Genomic DNA, 16,255 nt, shown 5'->3' on the forward strand with positions numbered 1-16,255 from the left:
GCTATGGATTTAAGTTTAAGTGACAAAAAACATTGTCAGGTTTCATTAACGGAAAATCAGCAGGAAGCGTTTCTTTTGGTATCGTTACAAAACTATTCTTTTCATAAAAACGCAAGGCAGCCTGCAATAAAGTAACCGTTCCTAAATATAGGTTTTTAATTCCGTTTTCTTTGCTGTACTTAATTAATTGTTCCAATAATTGCTGGGCAATTTGAAATTCTTTTCCTCTGAATTCTTTCTTGACGAACATTTTTCTGATAGCCGCAGCTTCTGAATTAAATTTTACCAAAGCTATTGTACCAACCAGTTTCCCATCGATAAAAGCGCCTAAAAAAGTACCGCCCGATTTGAAATAGAAGTTTTGGATATCCAGTAAATCTGGCTGATCTTCTAGAGTTATAGGAACATTAAATTCTTTTTGCTGAATGTTTAATATGAGATCGACGATTTCATTTTCGTACTCATTTTGTATAGGTTTAATCTGCATGGCATTTCAAAATTAAAGATGAGTACAAAACTATGTAGTTAACTACATATATACAAACAAAAAACTGCCGAAGTCAGCAGTTTTAAGTGTTTTTTATGATTTCTATATAAAAAACTATAGTTTTTTTTAACACATAGAAACATAAGTTTGTTTTACTTTTTAAAAGAGATTTAAATAAATGACAAATCATTTACACATAGACTATGTTTATTAATGAAAGTGAAACGCCTTTTTTAGCGAAACAATAATCTATGTTTCTATGTGTTAAGATTAAGGTTTTATTCTTTAACTAATACAATAACTGCTTTATAGCCTGTACCAACATTCCATTCGCTTGACGAAATAACCTGGCCTTTATCGTCATAAACCTTAAATTCGGCTGTGTTTGGAGAAGCAAAACCTTCGTTCAAAGCTTCAATGTCTATTTTATTGATTCCTTTTTCCAAGTTTATTTTGACGCTTTTAAAATCGCCGTTCAAAAAAACTTCAGGTTCAATAACTTTATCATTCAAATATACTTTTACTTTATCGCCGTCTACAAATGCTGCGTCTCGGTACATTATAGTAGAAGTAACAGCAGTAGTGTTGAAATTGCCTAAAAACTGATTTCTTCTATAAAATATTCCCTCAACATTCGCTTCTGGCTTATATAGATTAGTGTTTTTAAATAACTCGTCTGGATTAACCTGAAGTGGTGCTGGTTTCTCAATAGGCGCCGGAGGGTTTTCTTTAGGAGCGGCTTCTGCGGGTGGAATTACTTCTTTTACAGGAGATTTTTTTGCGGGAATCGATTTAAATTTATTGTCCAATTCCTGAGCAAAACTGTGCAGTGAGAAAGAAGCAAAGGCAATTATCAAAAATATTTTTTTCATGTTTTTAAACTATTAATCTTGTGTGGTATTGATTTTAAAAAAATTAGATGCATCATAATCTTTTATATATAAACATTTTATAAAACCAAATATTGCATCGTTAAGGTTTTTTTGTCGAAAAATTAACGTCTTTATACGTGAAATTCGAAGGTTTTCTGCTGAAACTGACTTATCTTTATGTTCTCTTGAAATTTTGAAGATCTTATCTTTTAAAATGGTTTTTCTTCAAATAAAAAATGAAATAGTATGGAATGGAAAAATGTTCTTACCGATTTATTTAAAACTGATTATCCGATTATACAAGCACCCATGCTTGGTGTTACAACTCCAGAAATGGTTGCAGCTGCAAGCAATGCTGGAGCTTTAGGATCGTTGGCATTAGGAGATCTTCCTGCCGAAAAATGTATCGAATTAATTAGAGCGACAAGAAAATTGACTGATAAACCTTTTGCAGTAAATATTTTTGTACATAAAATAGATCTGATTACTCCAAATTTGGAAGCTGATTATGCTAAAACGAAAAAACATTTGCAGAAACTTACTGAGAAATTGGGCATTGAAGCCGATTTTCCTGGTATAAAGGAAATCAAACTTACAGATTATCACGATCAGATTGAAGCTATTTTATTGGAAAACTGCAATATTGTGAGTTTTACTTTTGGAAATTTAGATCAGGAAAGTATTGCAACTTTCAAAGAAAATAAAGTGATTCTTATTGGAACCTGTACTTCTGTTCAGGAAGCTATTGTACTGGAAAATAGTGGTATTGATATTGTTTGTGTCCAAGGTATTGAAGCTGGAGGACATAGAGGAAGTTTTTTAGAAGAAACAATTCCGCAGATTGGCGGATTATCATTGCTTTCTCAAGTGACCGAAGCTGTAAATATTCCTGTAATTTATGGAGGCGGAATTTATAATGCCAAAACCTTACTCGCTTCAAAAACTTTGGGGGCAGATGGTTTTCAGATTGGAAGTTTGTTTTTAGGAAGTGTTGAAAGTGCTTTACAGGATTTTGAAAAGCACCGTCTTAGAAATATAAAAGAAAATGAAATTGTTTTAACTAAAAGTTTTACAGGAAGATACGCGCGCGGAATTAAAAATACTTTCATAAAAGAAATTGAAAATTCTGAATTTGTGTTACCGTATCCGTATCAAAATAAGCTGACTGCGGAGTTGAGAAAAACAGCAAAACTGGAGCAAAACGCAGATTTTGTAAGCATTTGGATGGGACAATCTATTACTAGTTTTAGTGATGTTTCAACTGAAATTATCATTAGAAATTTAATAGAAGAAACCGAAAACTTCGTTTGAATTTAATTATTTTATTTTTTTTACTGTAATATGTTGATTGTTAGTATTTTGTATATTTGTTATTCAATTTGATAACTTCAAGTATGAATAAGTTTAATTTCATCTTTTTTCTTTTTGCATTCGCCAGTTTTGCTCAAGGAAGTAAAATCGATTCGGTTATTAAAAAACAAATTGAAGATTATAATACTTCATTTTCTAATGCTCTCGTAAAAGGAAGTCAGGGCGATTTAGTAAAAGCCTATACAGATCAAACCATATTTATGCCAGAACACAGCAGAGAGCGTGTGGGCAGCAAAGTGATTCGAGACTTTTATAAGCAATGGCTGGCTCAGGCAAAAATTACTTCTTATGAAAGAAAAATTCTGGACTTGCAGGATTTTGGAAACTATATTTTAGAAATCGGAACTTTTGATGAAAACTTAAATCTAAATGAACAGAATGCATTTTTGTACGCAGGCAAATATGCGGTTTTATGGAAAAAGTCTTCAAATAGGAGCTTGCCTCCAACAATTGCTGCTGAAATATGGGGATCTTCAAGTTCTTTTGATGATAAAAATATTCCTAATATCGATGATTCTTCTGTTCCCAAAATGGAAGAATATAGTGTGTCTGACAAATTAGCATCAGAGATTAAAGAACGAAATAATGCCATTAAAGATTTTGTTAAAAATAGACAAGGAGCAGAGCATGCCAAGATGTTTATGACAGACGCCATGTATTTGACCTATTACACGCCAATTCTTTCTGGTGAAAAAGAAATTACAGACTATTTTACAGAACATGAAAAGCCAGGAACTTTAAGTATTGATAAAATCTCAATTCTGACTTCCGGAATTATTTATGCTAGAACAGCGATTATAGAATTTGGATTTTACAGTGTAGATTGGCATGACGGCGAAAATCATGGAAATGTAAAAGGAAAAAGCATCAATGTTTGGAAAAAAGATAATAGTGGAGCATTACTGCTTTTTCGTCAAATGGTAAATCATGATTAACTTTTGAGTTTATTTAGAATAATGTTTATTTTATGTGTTTGTTGTTAATTGCTGATAATTTTCTATAATTTTGACCCCATCTTTATCATTTTTACACACGATGGGTCGATTACTTTGCATATTTTTTATTCTTACCACTTTTTATATTTATCCACAATCTTCAACAAAAGAATGGATTGATAGTTTGAATACTATTGATAATCATGAAAAAAAAGTAGATTTAGCTCTCAAAATTGCTTCCAAACTTCAGGATTCTGATTGGGAAAGAGCGGTAAAATATATCGAACTTGCAGAAGCAGAAGCAAAAAAAACAGAGAAAACCGGTTTATCTCTAGCTAAAGTTTATGTGGCAGCAGCACAAATCTATGATGCAAAAGATGTTATCGATATTACTTTGCAATATTATCTAAAAGCTTATGACATTTACAAAAGCAACAATAATGTAGACGAAATTGCTCGAGTAGAAAATAATCTAGCCATTATTTATGCTAAAAGCAATAACGAAGAAAAAGCGCTTAAATATTTCCTGAAAGTATATCGTTATCAAAAATCTAAGAATGAATCTGATAAGTTGGTAAAAATCTTGAACAACATTGGTACAACTTATCTTGGCAAAAGTTTAGATTCTTCGCTTTATTATTATCAGAAAGCCGATGCGATTGCAAGAACATTAAATGATAGTACTTTAAAAGTTTATGTTTATACTAATTTGGCACGAGCTTATGGTTTAAAAAAAGATCATAAAAATGCCGATTTTTATTTTCAAAAAGCTTTTTCATTAATTGATACTCCAATAGATAATTCCTTAAAAGCGTTTGCTTATGAGTCACTTTCTGCTTATAATCTGGAAGAAAAAAAACTAGATGAAGCAATTTTAAATGCAAAGAAAGCTTTAGAATTGGATAAAGACAAAGCTTTTGGTTTTGCAAGCATGCGACTTAATAAAATGCTTTATGAGGCTTATTTGAGCAAACAGGATTATAAAAATGCGGTGTATTATTTTCAACAATACAATAAAATAAGCGACAGCATTAATATTGAACAGAAAGCGGTAAATCTAGAAAGAATAAGACTCGAGCAAGATTATAAAGTACGAAGCCAGATTAGAACTTTGGTTGAAGAGAAAACAAGGTTTAAATATTATGTAGTTGGATTAATATTGGTTATCGGAATTTTGACTTTGATTCTTTTGCTGATCCGTTATCGAAACCGAAATATTACCAATCAGCTAGAAAAAGAAAAGCTAAAAGCAAAAGAGCAGGAATTGAAACAAAGTCTTGAGGCTAAGAATATGGTTTTGGTTGGCAAAGCGATGTCAGAAATACATAGAACCGATAATATCAATGAAATCCTGACGGATCTTAAAAAAATCAAACTCAAAACACCGAATAAAGAATTACAGCAGGCGATTGATATTGTATTAAAGCGTTTGGAAAAAGATTTGAATACCGATATTTGGCAAGAATTTGAAATTAGTTTTGAGCAAGTTCATAAATCATTTTTCGACAAATTGACTATCGATTATCCTTTACTTACTCCAAAAGAGCGTCGACTTTGTGCGCTGCTATATTTAGATTTAACAACAAAAGAAATTTCTCAAATTACAGGACAATCCTTTAAATCGATAGAAAATGCGAGAACCAGATTGCGTAAAAAGTTCGATTTGACCAACGAAAAAGTAAATCTTTCCACTTATCTAAATTCTTTTAAACCAGAAAACATGTAAATTAAATTTTAAGATAACGTTTTGATTTTGTTAAGTTTAAAATAAAATGAGTGTTTTTTTGGTGATGCATTTTTGCCTACGAGTGTTTTTGCATTAGTCCTTTTTTTTCGAACCCTAAAGAAGCGGTCTACTTTTACCAAACGATTGTAATAAATACGTTTGATGAATACCACAAAAAAAGAAGAACCAACTAAAAGCCTTGAAGAACTTTTAGAAGAAACAAAAACAAAAAAGAGTGCGCTCTTAAAAATTCTACAAAAAATAACGAAAGCAAGTTCTAAGAATCAACCGCCGAATTGATTCTAAGGACTTGCTTTTGTGGTTTTCTGCGAACCGTTTTTACTATTAACTCGCAGCCTTAATACTAATTTTAAATTTTAAAAAATGAACCAAATTTACTTTAAACCCAGGTATTTGTTTCTTTTGTTAGGTTTCTTAATCTGTTCCGTCGGAATGGCTCAGTCTCCTTTACCAAAAAACAACACAGCAAATGCGCAGACGGCTATACAATCGCCAAATGCGACTCAGAAAAAGGATCAGGTTTCTCAGAAAACTACTGATCAAATCAGCAATCAGGATGATGATTCTGGTGCGTTTTTAACTCAAAAGAGTATAAAAGGAACAACACTTTCACAACAAGAAAGTGATGACGTAAACAAACGATTGCAAGCAAGCCAAAAACTTTTTGATAAAAGTTCAAGTACTTCGACGGCTAAAAATGTTCAAAGTGCAGACAGTACAAAAGTGAGATCTTTTGCAAAATCGTCAAATTTGACTGTTAGAAATGTATTCGAAGTTAAAAAAGCAGATTTCGATTTGTCTACTGCAGACAAAATGCAACTAAAATCGGTTTCAGACAAGCACGGCAGAAGTTTAGCTACTTATCAGCAATTTCATAATGCTGTTCCTGTTGAAGGTGCAATTTATAAGGTTAGAGAGAATAAGAATAAAATTGATGCTTTTGGGCATATCAGTAAAAAACTGCCTGCAAGCAGTAATTATAAAGTAAATGCATCGGCTGCTTTACAAAATGCTCTAAATACAGTAAATGCTAAAGAATATGTTTGGCAGAGCAAGAAATTATCGTCTTTAGTTCATAAAAAAATCAGTACAAAACCTCAAGGAGAACTAGTATATGTGGGGCCAAATTTTTCGTCTGAATTGACAGAATATCATTTGGCTTGGAAATATGATATTTTCGCAACAAATCCACAATCAAGCCAGACTATTTATGTTGATGCTAATACTGGAAAAATCATTTTAAAAATTGATTTAAGCAGAGATCTTCGTTCCGTTGCTGATGCTGACGGAAGACCAGCTACCGGTAAAGGAAAAGCAAGATTTGCAGGCGATGTAACTTTCGGCACTACACAATATGCAGATGGTTATAGATTGGAAAGCTTAGTTGGGAAATTCAAAGTACCAATGTACACTTTAAATATGAATCATGCTGAGCACGCATCAGACGATGTGCTTACAGAATATATCGATGAAGATAACAACTGGAATGATTTGTACAATAAAGACCATGATGAAGCAGCAATTGATATTCATTGGGGAATGCAAACAACGTTGAACTATTATGAAGAAAAATTTAATCGTAATAGTGTTGATGATAAAGGAATGACCATTTTTGCACTGGCACATTTAGGAACCAATGTTCAAAATGCTTCTTGGACAGGAGGATGGGCGCAATTTGGAGATGGTATTGACCAGCCTTTTGTAAGTTTGGGAATTACTGGACACGAAATGACGCATGCTATAACACAGTTCTCTGCTGGATTAATTTATCAGGGAGAATCTGGGGCGATGAACGAATCGTTCAGTGATATTTTTGGAATCTCGATTGAGCTTTATGCTGGAAAAGATTCAAAAAATGACATTTGGATGCTGGGTGATGAACTATACAAACACGGAAGTTTAAGAAGCATGGCCGATCCAAAAGCGGCGGGACAACCTGATACTTACGGAGGAGAATATTGGGCAGATCCAGCAGCTAGTTCTGACAATGGCGGTGTGCACCAAAACAGCGGCATTACCAATTACTGGTATTATCTTTTAGTTGAAGGAGGAAAAGGGGTAAATGACCTTAACAATAGTTATGATATTAAAGGAATTGGTTTAGAAAAAGCGGAGAAAATCGCTTATTTAACGCTTACAGAGTATTTATCGCCTTCTTCAAACTTTAGAGATATGCGTAATGCTTCTTTAATGGCGACAGAAGATTTATATGGTCTTGCATCTGAAGAGTACAAACAAGTTACAAATGCTTGGTATGCAATTGGTGTGGGTGCTCCTTATTCAGATAAGCAGTTAGCAATTGTTTCGGTTCAAAATCCATCTTTGCCATGTGGACAATTAAAAGGCGACGAACCTTTTTATATCACTTTTGAAAATACTGGCGTTACTCCAATTAAAGCGTATGAAGCTTTAAATTACAAATTGAGAGCGATGGCTAGTGCTTTAGGCAGACTTATTGTTTTTTATTCTAATGATGGTAAAATCTATTTTCCTAAAGATTTAGCTCCTGGCGAAAAAGCGACTTTAGAACTTAGAGACAAAATACCGTATCAGACTGGAGGTGCTGTAAATTATCTAGAAGTAAAATTAGATCTTAATCCAATTACTGATTTTGGTCAAAAAGATGGTTATACTTTTACTTCGCAAATCGTTGTTCCTATAGCTCAAAAAGATTTTGATATTAAAGTAACAAATCTTGAAATTCCAGATTATAATGGAGGAGTGCAACCTGCAAATCATACTTTAGCAATTTCGCTTTATAACTTAGGTTGTCAGGACATTCCAGCGGGAACTAAATTAAAAATTGGATATGCAGATACAACTCCAGGCAGTGTTACAGTTTGGAAAGACATTACTTTAGAAACTGCTTTTAAAGGAAAATCAGAAATCAAAATTCCTTTTGATGGAACTGTAGATTTATCTGGACTAGGTTTGCATACCTATGAAGCTTATGTGACTTATGACAAAGATCCGGTTACAACAAACAACAGTATTTTGAATGCTGCTTACAGCGGTATTATATCTCAATTTCCATATGTTCAAGGTTTTGAAAGAACGCCGGGAGGATGGAATACAAAATCATTAAACACAACAAATCAAAAGTTTTTATTTCAAAATTATCCAGCAGCATTTAGAACTGTTAAATCGCAATATATGTGGGGTATGGTAGATTTAAAATCTAATGACAGACCGGCTCTTAATTCAGATTTTGTATTAGAATCGCCAATCTTTGACTTTACAAATGTTGTTTCTCCTTATGCGGAATTCGATTTATATTATTTATTCCACAAAGGATATGACGGACTTATAGTTGAATATTCTGAGGATAAAGGGAAAAGCTGGAAAAAAGTCGAAGACGTAAATTATCCTGAAACAGTGCATTATGATTCGTACGAATCATTTGGAGGTCCATGGTTTACAGGAGTAAATACGGTTCTTAAAAAAGATCCTTACCAAATACGCTTAAATGCTCTTGCAGGAAAAAAAGTAGCACTTCGTTTTCGCGTTAAAACAGACGATTATAATGATGGTTTCTTAGGCGGATTTTTAGACAACATTCTTGTGGGTGATGCTCCTTACGATTTAGAAGTACTTTCTGTGAAATTAGATGCTGGAAAATGTACAATTGACAACACTAATGTTACATTGAATGCTAAAATTACCAATAATTTTGCGACAGCAAGTCAAGTGGTAAATGTCACTACTAAAGTTTTAGATGCTGCAAAAAATGTGGTTTTTTCTCAAGTAGAGAAAAGAACTTTGACTTTTGCTAAATTCAAAGACACTATTTCAATCAGTGTTCCAAATATCAATTTTAAAACTGCAGGAGAACATATGATAACACTTTCTGTTTTCCCAGAAGATATGTTGCAAGATGTTAAGCAAGCCAATAATTCTTATGTGCTTACATACGACAATTGGAACAATGACGATATGAAAGTATCTGTACTTCCGTACAAAATGGATTTTGAAGATGCATCTAAATACAAAGGCTGGAGAACTTCAGAAAATAAAGGTTCAGCAGGATGGAAACAAGGACTGAATACGGATTTAGGTTCGCCTGGTTGGCCAATTCTTACTGATCATACCAAATTTATGGCGAGTAATGATGACAAATGTAACTGTGACGAAGCAAATGACATGCTAGTTTCGCCAGTATTTGATTTGACAAATTACAAAGAAGCACATTTATCATTTGAAGGTCTTGGTGATAGCCAACATCTTTCTGACGGATCTGTAAAAGTAAGTACAGACGGTGGTGAGACTTGGAAAGAAGTATTTCATATGCCATATTATGGATCTTGGTGGGAATATGGTGTAGATTTAAGCGAATATGCAGGAAAATCGTGCGTAATGATAGCATTCGTACACAATGATAACGGATTATTTGCGAACGGTTTCGCAGTAGATAATATCGAAATTAAAGGAACTAAAACGAATTTGAGACCTTCTAATTTAGTTGTTCCAGAAACGGTTTATGAGGATGTACCTTCGCATGAGTTTAATGTAAACTTTAGAAATTCAGCTTACAAGACATTAGATAAATTTACAATTGAGTATCAAATTTCTCAAAACGGAACTGCTGTTGGAAGTCCTATTTTAATTGAAAAAGCAGAAGAAATATTAGTAGGACAAACTATTACTTATAAAATCGATAATTTACCACAGTTGGCTGCAGGTAAATATGATATTGCGGTAAAAGCCTATACAGCTACTGAACCTAAAGATCAGGCTCAGGTAATAAAAGGATCTTTTGAAGTTATTGCAAAAGCGCCAGATTTTAATGGAGAAACTTTCTCAACTATTCCAAGTGGTTCATTATTTGGTCAAAAAGGATTTGTTTCGAGCTTAAGCGATGATAATTATCCTTGGAGAGTTGTAGCTACTGCGGACAACGTTAACTTGACACTTCCTAAAAAAGATCATACAGGCGGCACTAATCCAAATATGCTTTATAGTCAGTTAGAGAATTTATCATACTATAGTGAGTTAATTACTCCAATGTATAAATTGGGAGATAACGCAAGCGCTCTGGAGTTTTACTACGCTATGCAAAGTAATGTTAATGATATTCTTCTTGTAGATATTAAAACTGCTGGAGGTGCTTGGACAGAATTATGGAGAGCAAACAAAGAAGGCTCTTTCATTGATACTGAATGGAAGAAAGTTGATTTGAATATTATGAAATACAAAGGTAAATCAGTAATGTTCCGTTTTAGACACTCTAAAGCCGCAGGGTACTCTTATATGGTTATGGATGATTTAAAAATCTATAATGAAGCCGTTACAGATATCTCTATGCAAATTTTGTCACCAAAAGATGTTTGCGGAAGCGAAGAATACAAAGTAAGATTGACAAATGAAGGTCAAATCGCGATTAAAGAAAATTCGATTCAGGTAAATGTAGAGTATAAAAACACTTCGGAGAAAATCTCAGAAACTGTTGCTGCAGGAATTCCTGTTGGAGAAAGTATCGAATATACTTTTAAAACAACGCCTAAATTAGTTGATGGAGATTCTCATGTATTTAATTTTAGCGCAATTGTAGCAAACGACATCATTGTTCAGAATAACACAATCGAAGATTACATTTATCAAGGAGTAGCTGGAGATTTTAAATTATTTGACAACGAAGCAATTCACGGTTATGCAGGCAAAGGTGTTTATTTGAATGCTCAATCTAATTTGTTAAGTAAAGAAGTTGATGCAGATTCGTTTATCTGGAATACTGGCGAAACTACAAATGCTATTGAAGTAACGAAACCTGGAGATTATATTGTAACAGCAGTTTTGAAAAATGGTTGTTCAATTACAGGAAAAGTAAAAGTTACATTTGACACTTTTGAATCTGAGTTAGTAAGCGGCAATGTTTGTGGACCAGAAGTAATTTTGAATCCAGGAAATTACAAAGCTTACGAATGGTTTGACGGATCAACAAATCCGACTTTTACCACAACAGAAAGCGGTGAATATTACGTAACGGTTTACAACGAGCACGGATTAGGTAAAATTTTCATTACAACGATCAATGTTCTTGAGAATAAAGTTCCAGAAATTCAGGCATTAGAAGGAAATAAAATAACAGCTTCTGCCGATGCAGCGGGTTATCAGTGGTATTTGAACGGAAGACCTTTGCCAAATGCAACCGAAAAAATGGTTTCTACAATTTGGGAAGGAAGCTATAGTCTTCAAGTAACTAATGCACACGGTTGTACAAGTATGTCGGCTCCAATTGATTCTAAAGGTCTTCTTATTGGAAAACTGACAAACTCTTTCAGAGTGTTTCCAAATCCAGCGGCAGACAATGTAAACATCTTCTTGGCTGAAAAAGCAGAAGGTCAAGCAGAAATGAAAATTTATTCTATGGAAGGTAATGCAGTTTGGAGTAAAACCTATTTTGCTGTTCCGTCAAGCGTAAATGTAAGTCAGCTTACAACTGGAGTTTATATTCTAGATTGTACAGTACAAGGTAAAAAGTACACAGCTAAGATTATTAAAAAGTAACAAATTTACAGATAGAAAAGGCAGTTCTCATGCAGAACTGCCCTTCTTAAAAACAAAAAAATACGATGAAAAAATCAAAGCTAATAATCTGTGCACTGTTAATGTGTGCAAGTGCAATGGCTCAAACCGAAAAGGTAAAACTGGGTGTAAAAGCAGGTTTAAATATTTCGAGCCTAACATTTGATGAAAATGAATTGAACTCCTCTGCAAAAACAGGATTTACCGCCGGTTTAATGGCTGAAATTCCTTTGGCAAAAAACTTTTCTGTGCAGCCAGAATTATTGTACAGCCAGCAGGGAATGAAATTGTCTTATTCAGATCCAGAAGTCCAGAATTCAAATTACAAAAGCACTATTGCCTTAAACTATTTAAATATTCCTGTAATGTTGAAATATTATGTAGTGAAAGGTTTAAGCGTTCAGGCAGGACCACAAGTTGGAATTTTGCTTAAAGCAAACAACAAATACCAAGACAACTTTTTAGGTTACGATAACCATGAAGAAATGGATTTGAAAGATTATTCAAATGGAGTAGACGCTTCTGTAAATTTTGGATTGGGTTATCAGTTTAAAGATAAGTTTTATGCAGATGCAAGATATAATTTATCTTATACCAATGTGTTTAAAGATGTTACAGCAAACACAAATTATATTATTAACAGCGATATGAAGAATAAAGTTTTTCAAATAACGATCGGTTATTTTTTTAAATAGAGTTAGTAACAACTTCATAACTGTTTTAAAACCACTCTTTTTTAAGAGTGGTTTTTTATTGCTTTTTTCATAAAATCAAATTCTTATTTGCAGACACCATACCTGCGTCATATATTTGCGCCAGATTTTGGTCTGCTTTTTTAAATCTGAAATAAGCAGTTAAAAGGGAATCAGGTGCAAATCCTGAACAGACCCGCTACTGTAAGTTCTACACAAAGTCTTTAAACATACTAATGCCATTGTCCGCCACGGTGGGTGAGAAGGCCGTTTAAAGATAGAATAAGTCAGGAGACCTGCCACGATCACATAGTTTAAAACTTTCGTGGTATGAAGTTGATGACAAGAGAATAACCTGCTATTGAATAGCGGGATTACTACTGTTATATAATTACTGCATCACGCAAAGTTTATTTAATTAAATCGTGATGTATAATTGTAAAAAAACGCTTTTAGCAACTTTTATTTTATTGATTCCTTTTTTGCTTCATTCCCAAGCAGTAACAGATAGTTCTCGGGTTTTAAAAGAAGTTATTTTAAAAGGAAAACCTTATCAGGAAGTTATTCCCGTGCAAAGCCTTTCAGGTGTTTTGCTCGAAAATCTTTCCAGTCATAATGTTGCCGATGCACTTCGTTATTTTGCGGGAACTCAAATCAAAGATTATGGCGGAGTCGGCGGACTCAAAACAGTTGATGTTCGAAACATGGGAACGCATCATGTTGGTGTTTTTTACGACGGAATTCAGCTTGGGAATGCCCAAAACGGCGTAACCGATTTAGGAAAATATTCGCTTGACGACATGGAATCGCTTACCATGTACAATGGCCAGAAAAGCGAAATTTTCCAGCCAGCAAAAGACTTCGCGGCTGCTTCTACGATTTATTTGCGAACCAAACGTCCTGTTTTTGTTGGTAGTAAAAAAACAAATCTACTGGTTCGTTACAAAACAATGTCTATCAATTATCACGATCCTTCTTTTAGATGGGAGCAAAAGCTGAGCGATAAAGTCAGCATGAGTGTAAGTTCTGAATACATCAAATCAAACGGACAGTATAAATTTAGATACAAACGAAAAAACCAAGACGGAAGCATTGCCTACGATACCACAGCTACACGATGGAACAGCGATATAGAAGCATTCCGATTTGAATCTGGTTTGTATGGAAAAATAAATAAAGGAACTTGGGATGCTAAAGTATATTATTATGATTCTGAACGCGGTGCGCCGGGAGCAATTGTAGAAAATAAGTTTAAAGACGGATTCAGGCAATTCGATAAGAATTTTTTCGGACAGTCTTCTTTAACTAAAGATGTTTCAGAAAAATATAAATTCCAACTCAAAGGAAAATTTGCTTACGATTATACCCATTATATTGCACGAGATACGACAAACGTTTTAGGCGAAACCGTGACCGAAGGCGCACAATCTGATGATAGTTATTACCAGCAGGAAGCTTATTTCTCAGCCGTTAATATGTACAGTATTTTACCCACTTGGGATGTTTCGCTGTCAACCGATTTTCAATACAATAAATTAAATGCCACAAGAAGAGGAATCCAAACACAATTTTCTTTTCCACAACGTTATACAGCGCTTGTTTCTCTAGCAACTTCGTATCGATATGAAAGTTTTAAAGTTTTAGGAAATGTACTCGCAACCCGCGTTATCGAAGAGGTAAAATACAATGCCAAAGCTCCGAATAAAACAGAATTTACTCCTGCTATATTTTTGGGTTACACGCCTTTTAAAAAATACGATTTCAATTTAAGAGCATTTGCTAAACGTATTTTCAGAATGCCAACTTTCAACGATTTGTATTATACCATGATTGGTTCGAGCACTTTGAGGCCAGAATATATGAATCAGTACGATGTTGGTTTTACGTATAATTTTCCCATAAGGGAAAGCTTTTTCGATAAATTTTCTTTTCAAGCAGATGCTTATTATACCAATACAAAAGACAAAATTGTTGCTGCGCCGACAGGAAATTTATTCCGCTGGATGATGACCAATATCGGACAAGTAAAAGGAAAAGGAATCGAAACGGTTCTGAATATGGCAACTCATTTTAATAAGCTAAAACTAGATGCCAATTTAACCTATACGTATTCTCAAAGTCAGGATTTTACAAAGTTTGTCGGTTTAGAAATGTCATCATACGGAGATCAGATTCCGTACACGCCTTGGCATAGCGGATCTGGAATTTTAAATGCCAATTATGAATCCTGGAACTTCAATTACAGCTTCATTTATGTCGGAAAGCGTTACAACGGAAATGTCAATAATATCAAAGTTAATGAAGTGCAGCCTTGGTACACGCACGATTTGGCGGTTCAGAAATCTTTCGCATTTAAAAATTACAAATTAAACGGAACGATTGAAGTCAACAACGCTTTTAATCAGCAATATGAAGTGATTTACAATTATCCGATGCCAGGACGAACATTCAAATTTATAATCAGTTTTGAGTTATGAAAAAGAGCATTTTAAAAATAGTATTTGTTTCAGCCGTAACAGTTTTGATGATTTCTTGTCGTGAAGATGAAACCGTATTTCTTTCTTCAGATACTGCTGTTGCCGCACCAAGAAGCGATGGAAATATTGAAGGTTTTTATCTTTTAAACGAGGGAAATATGGGAATGAATCGTGCGAGTTTGGATGTTTTTAATTACAGAACAGGAAATTACACTACAGATGTTTATTCTGAACGAAATCCTTCGGTTGTAAAAGAATTGGGAGATGTTGGAAATGATATTAAGATCTACGGAAATAAGGTTTATGCGGTCATTAACTGCTCCAACAAAGTTGAGGTTTTAGAAAAATGGACGGCAAAACGCATCAAAAAAATTGACATTCCCAATTGTCGTTATGTGGCTTTTTATAAAGACAAAGCCTATGTGAGTTCTTATTCGGGACCAGTTGCTATTAATCCGAATGCGGAAATCGGTTTTGTCGCCGAAATTGATACCACTTCATTAGAAATAAAAAGAAAAGTAACTGTTGGTTATCAGCCGGAACAAATGGTTATTCATAACGGGAAATTATATGTGGCAAATTCGGGTGGTTATAGAGTTCCAAATTACGATAGAACCGTTTCGGTTATTGATCTGGCAACTTTCACAGAAATCAAAAAAATAGACGTTGGCATTAATTTATACAGCATGCAGATTGACAGTCGCGGTGATATTTATGTGAGCTCACGAGGCGATTACTACAACACACCATCTAATCTTTTTGTGATTGATACACAGACAGACGAAAAGAAAATGCAACTCGATATTCCTGTTTCTGGAACTTGTTTAGTTGATGATTTACTGTATTACTACAGCGTTTCTTGGAGTTACTTATCAGGCAGTAATAAAGTGAGTTACGGAATTTTAGATACTAAAACTAAAAAAGTAATCACGAACCAGATTATCACGGACGGAACCGACAAAAAAATAATGATTCCGTACGGACTTCAAGTTAATCCTGAAACCAAAGAAATCTACATTACCGATGCTCAAAACTATGTCGTAACGGGCTACATCTACTGTTTTACGCCAGATGGAAAACTAAAATGGAAAACAACCGCAGGGAATATTCCTGCTCATATTGCTTTTATAACTAAAAAATAACCTCTAAAAT

General features: G+C 34.0%; 9 protein-coding genes and 1 riboswitch. Of the genes, 7 read left to right on the top strand and 2 right to left on the bottom strand.

Going from position 1 to position 16,255, the window contains the following annotated elements:
* Position 1: 1 nt before the first annotated feature.
* Positions 2-487: a GNAT family N-acetyltransferase gene (locus DMA14_RS04875; protein WP_111423584.1), complete on the bottom strand. Its 486-nt coding sequence runs from the start codon at positions 485-487 to the stop codon at positions 2-4.
* A 278-nt stretch (positions 488-765) separates the two neighbouring features.
* Complete coding sequence (locus DMA14_RS04880; protein WP_111423585.1) at positions 766-1,359, bottom strand: hypothetical protein; 594 nt, start codon at positions 1,357-1,359, stop codon at positions 766-768.
* Between the two features lie 246 nt (positions 1,360-1,605).
* Between DMA14_RS04880 and DMA14_RS04885 the strand changes: the two genes are divergently transcribed.
* The 7 genes from DMA14_RS04885 to DMA14_RS04915 all read left to right on the top strand — a co-directional run bounded on the left by DMA14_RS04885 (position 1,606) and on the right by DMA14_RS04915 (position 16,245).
* A complete protein-coding gene (locus DMA14_RS04885; RefSeq protein WP_111423587.1) occupies positions 1,606-2,670 on the top strand; it encodes an NAD(P)H-dependent flavin oxidoreductase in 1,065 nt (354 codons plus the stop codon).
* Positions 2,671-2,753: 83 nt separating this feature from the next.
* The gene (locus DMA14_RS04890; RefSeq protein ID WP_111423589.1) at positions 2,754-3,665 is read left to right on the top strand and encodes a Cif family virulence factor; all 912 of its coding nucleotides are present in this window, start codon (positions 2,754-2,756) and stop codon (positions 3,663-3,665) included.
* A 100-nt stretch (positions 3,666-3,765) separates the two neighbouring features.
* Positions 3,766-5,391 carry a tetratricopeptide repeat protein gene (locus DMA14_RS04895; protein ID WP_111423591.1) on the top strand — a complete coding sequence of 542 codons (1,626 nt, stop codon included), beginning with the start codon at positions 3,766-3,768 and terminating at the stop codon, positions 5,389-5,391.
* 384 nt (positions 5,392-5,775) lie between these two features.
* Positions 5,776-11,916 (top strand): M4 family metallopeptidase, encoded by a 6,141-nt coding sequence (locus tag DMA14_RS04900; RefSeq protein WP_111423593.1) that lies wholly within the window; start codon positions 5,776-5,778, stop codon positions 11,914-11,916.
* A 65-nt stretch (positions 11,917-11,981) separates the two neighbouring features.
* Positions 11,982-12,629 carry a porin family protein gene (locus tag DMA14_RS04905; protein WP_111423595.1) on the top strand — a complete coding sequence of 216 codons (648 nt, stop codon included), beginning with the start codon at positions 11,982-11,984 and terminating at the stop codon, positions 12,627-12,629.
* Positions 12,630-12,740: 111 nt separating this feature from the next.
* A riboswitch (cobalamin riboswitch) is annotated at positions 12,741-12,944 on the top strand.
* Between the two features lie 110 nt (positions 12,945-13,054).
* Complete coding sequence (locus DMA14_RS04910) at positions 13,055-15,103, top strand: TonB-dependent receptor (protein WP_111423597.1); 2,049 nt, start codon at positions 13,055-13,057, stop codon at positions 15,101-15,103.
* The gene (locus DMA14_RS04915; protein WP_111423598.1) at positions 15,100-16,245 is read left to right on the top strand and encodes a DUF5074 domain-containing protein; all 1,146 of its coding nucleotides are present in this window, start codon (positions 15,100-15,102) and stop codon (positions 16,243-16,245) included. Before DMA14_RS04910 ends, DMA14_RS04915 begins: the two co-directional genes overlap by 4 nt.
* Positions 16,246-16,255: the final 10 nt, after the last annotated feature.

The sequence above is a fragment of the Flavobacterium sharifuzzamanii genome, assembly GCF_003254585.1.
Lineage (GTDB): Bacteria > Bacteroidota > Bacteroidia > Flavobacteriales > Flavobacteriaceae > Flavobacterium > Flavobacterium sharifuzzamanii.

Excerpts from the sequence above, each read along its gene's own strand:
- DMA14_RS04875 (WP_111423584.1), bottom strand. The coding sequence starts at position 487 with ATGCAGATTAAACCTATACAAAATGAGTACGAAAATGAAATCGTCGAT.
- DMA14_RS04880 (WP_111423585.1), bottom strand. The coding sequence starts at position 1,359 with ATGAAAAAAATATTTTTGATAATTGCCTTTGCTTCTTTCTCACTGCAC.
- DMA14_RS04885 (WP_111423587.1), top strand. The coding sequence starts at position 1,606 with ATGGAATGGAAAAATGTTCTTACCGATTTATTTAAAACTGATTATCCG.
- DMA14_RS04890 (WP_111423589.1), top strand. The coding sequence starts at position 2,754 with ATGAATAAGTTTAATTTCATCTTTTTTCTTTTTGCATTCGCCAGTTTT.
- DMA14_RS04895 (WP_111423591.1), top strand. The coding sequence starts at position 3,766 with ATGGGTCGATTACTTTGCATATTTTTTATTCTTACCACTTTTTATATT.
- DMA14_RS04900 (WP_111423593.1), top strand. The coding sequence starts at position 5,776 with ATGAACCAAATTTACTTTAAACCCAGGTATTTGTTTCTTTTGTTAGGT.
- DMA14_RS04905 (WP_111423595.1), top strand. The coding sequence starts at position 11,982 with ATGAAAAAATCAAAGCTAATAATCTGTGCACTGTTAATGTGTGCAAGT.
- DMA14_RS04910 (WP_111423597.1), top strand. The coding sequence starts at position 13,055 with ATGTATAATTGTAAAAAAACGCTTTTAGCAACTTTTATTTTATTGATT.
- DMA14_RS04915 (WP_111423598.1), top strand. The coding sequence starts at position 15,100 with ATGAAAAAGAGCATTTTAAAAATAGTATTTGTTTCAGCCGTAACAGTT.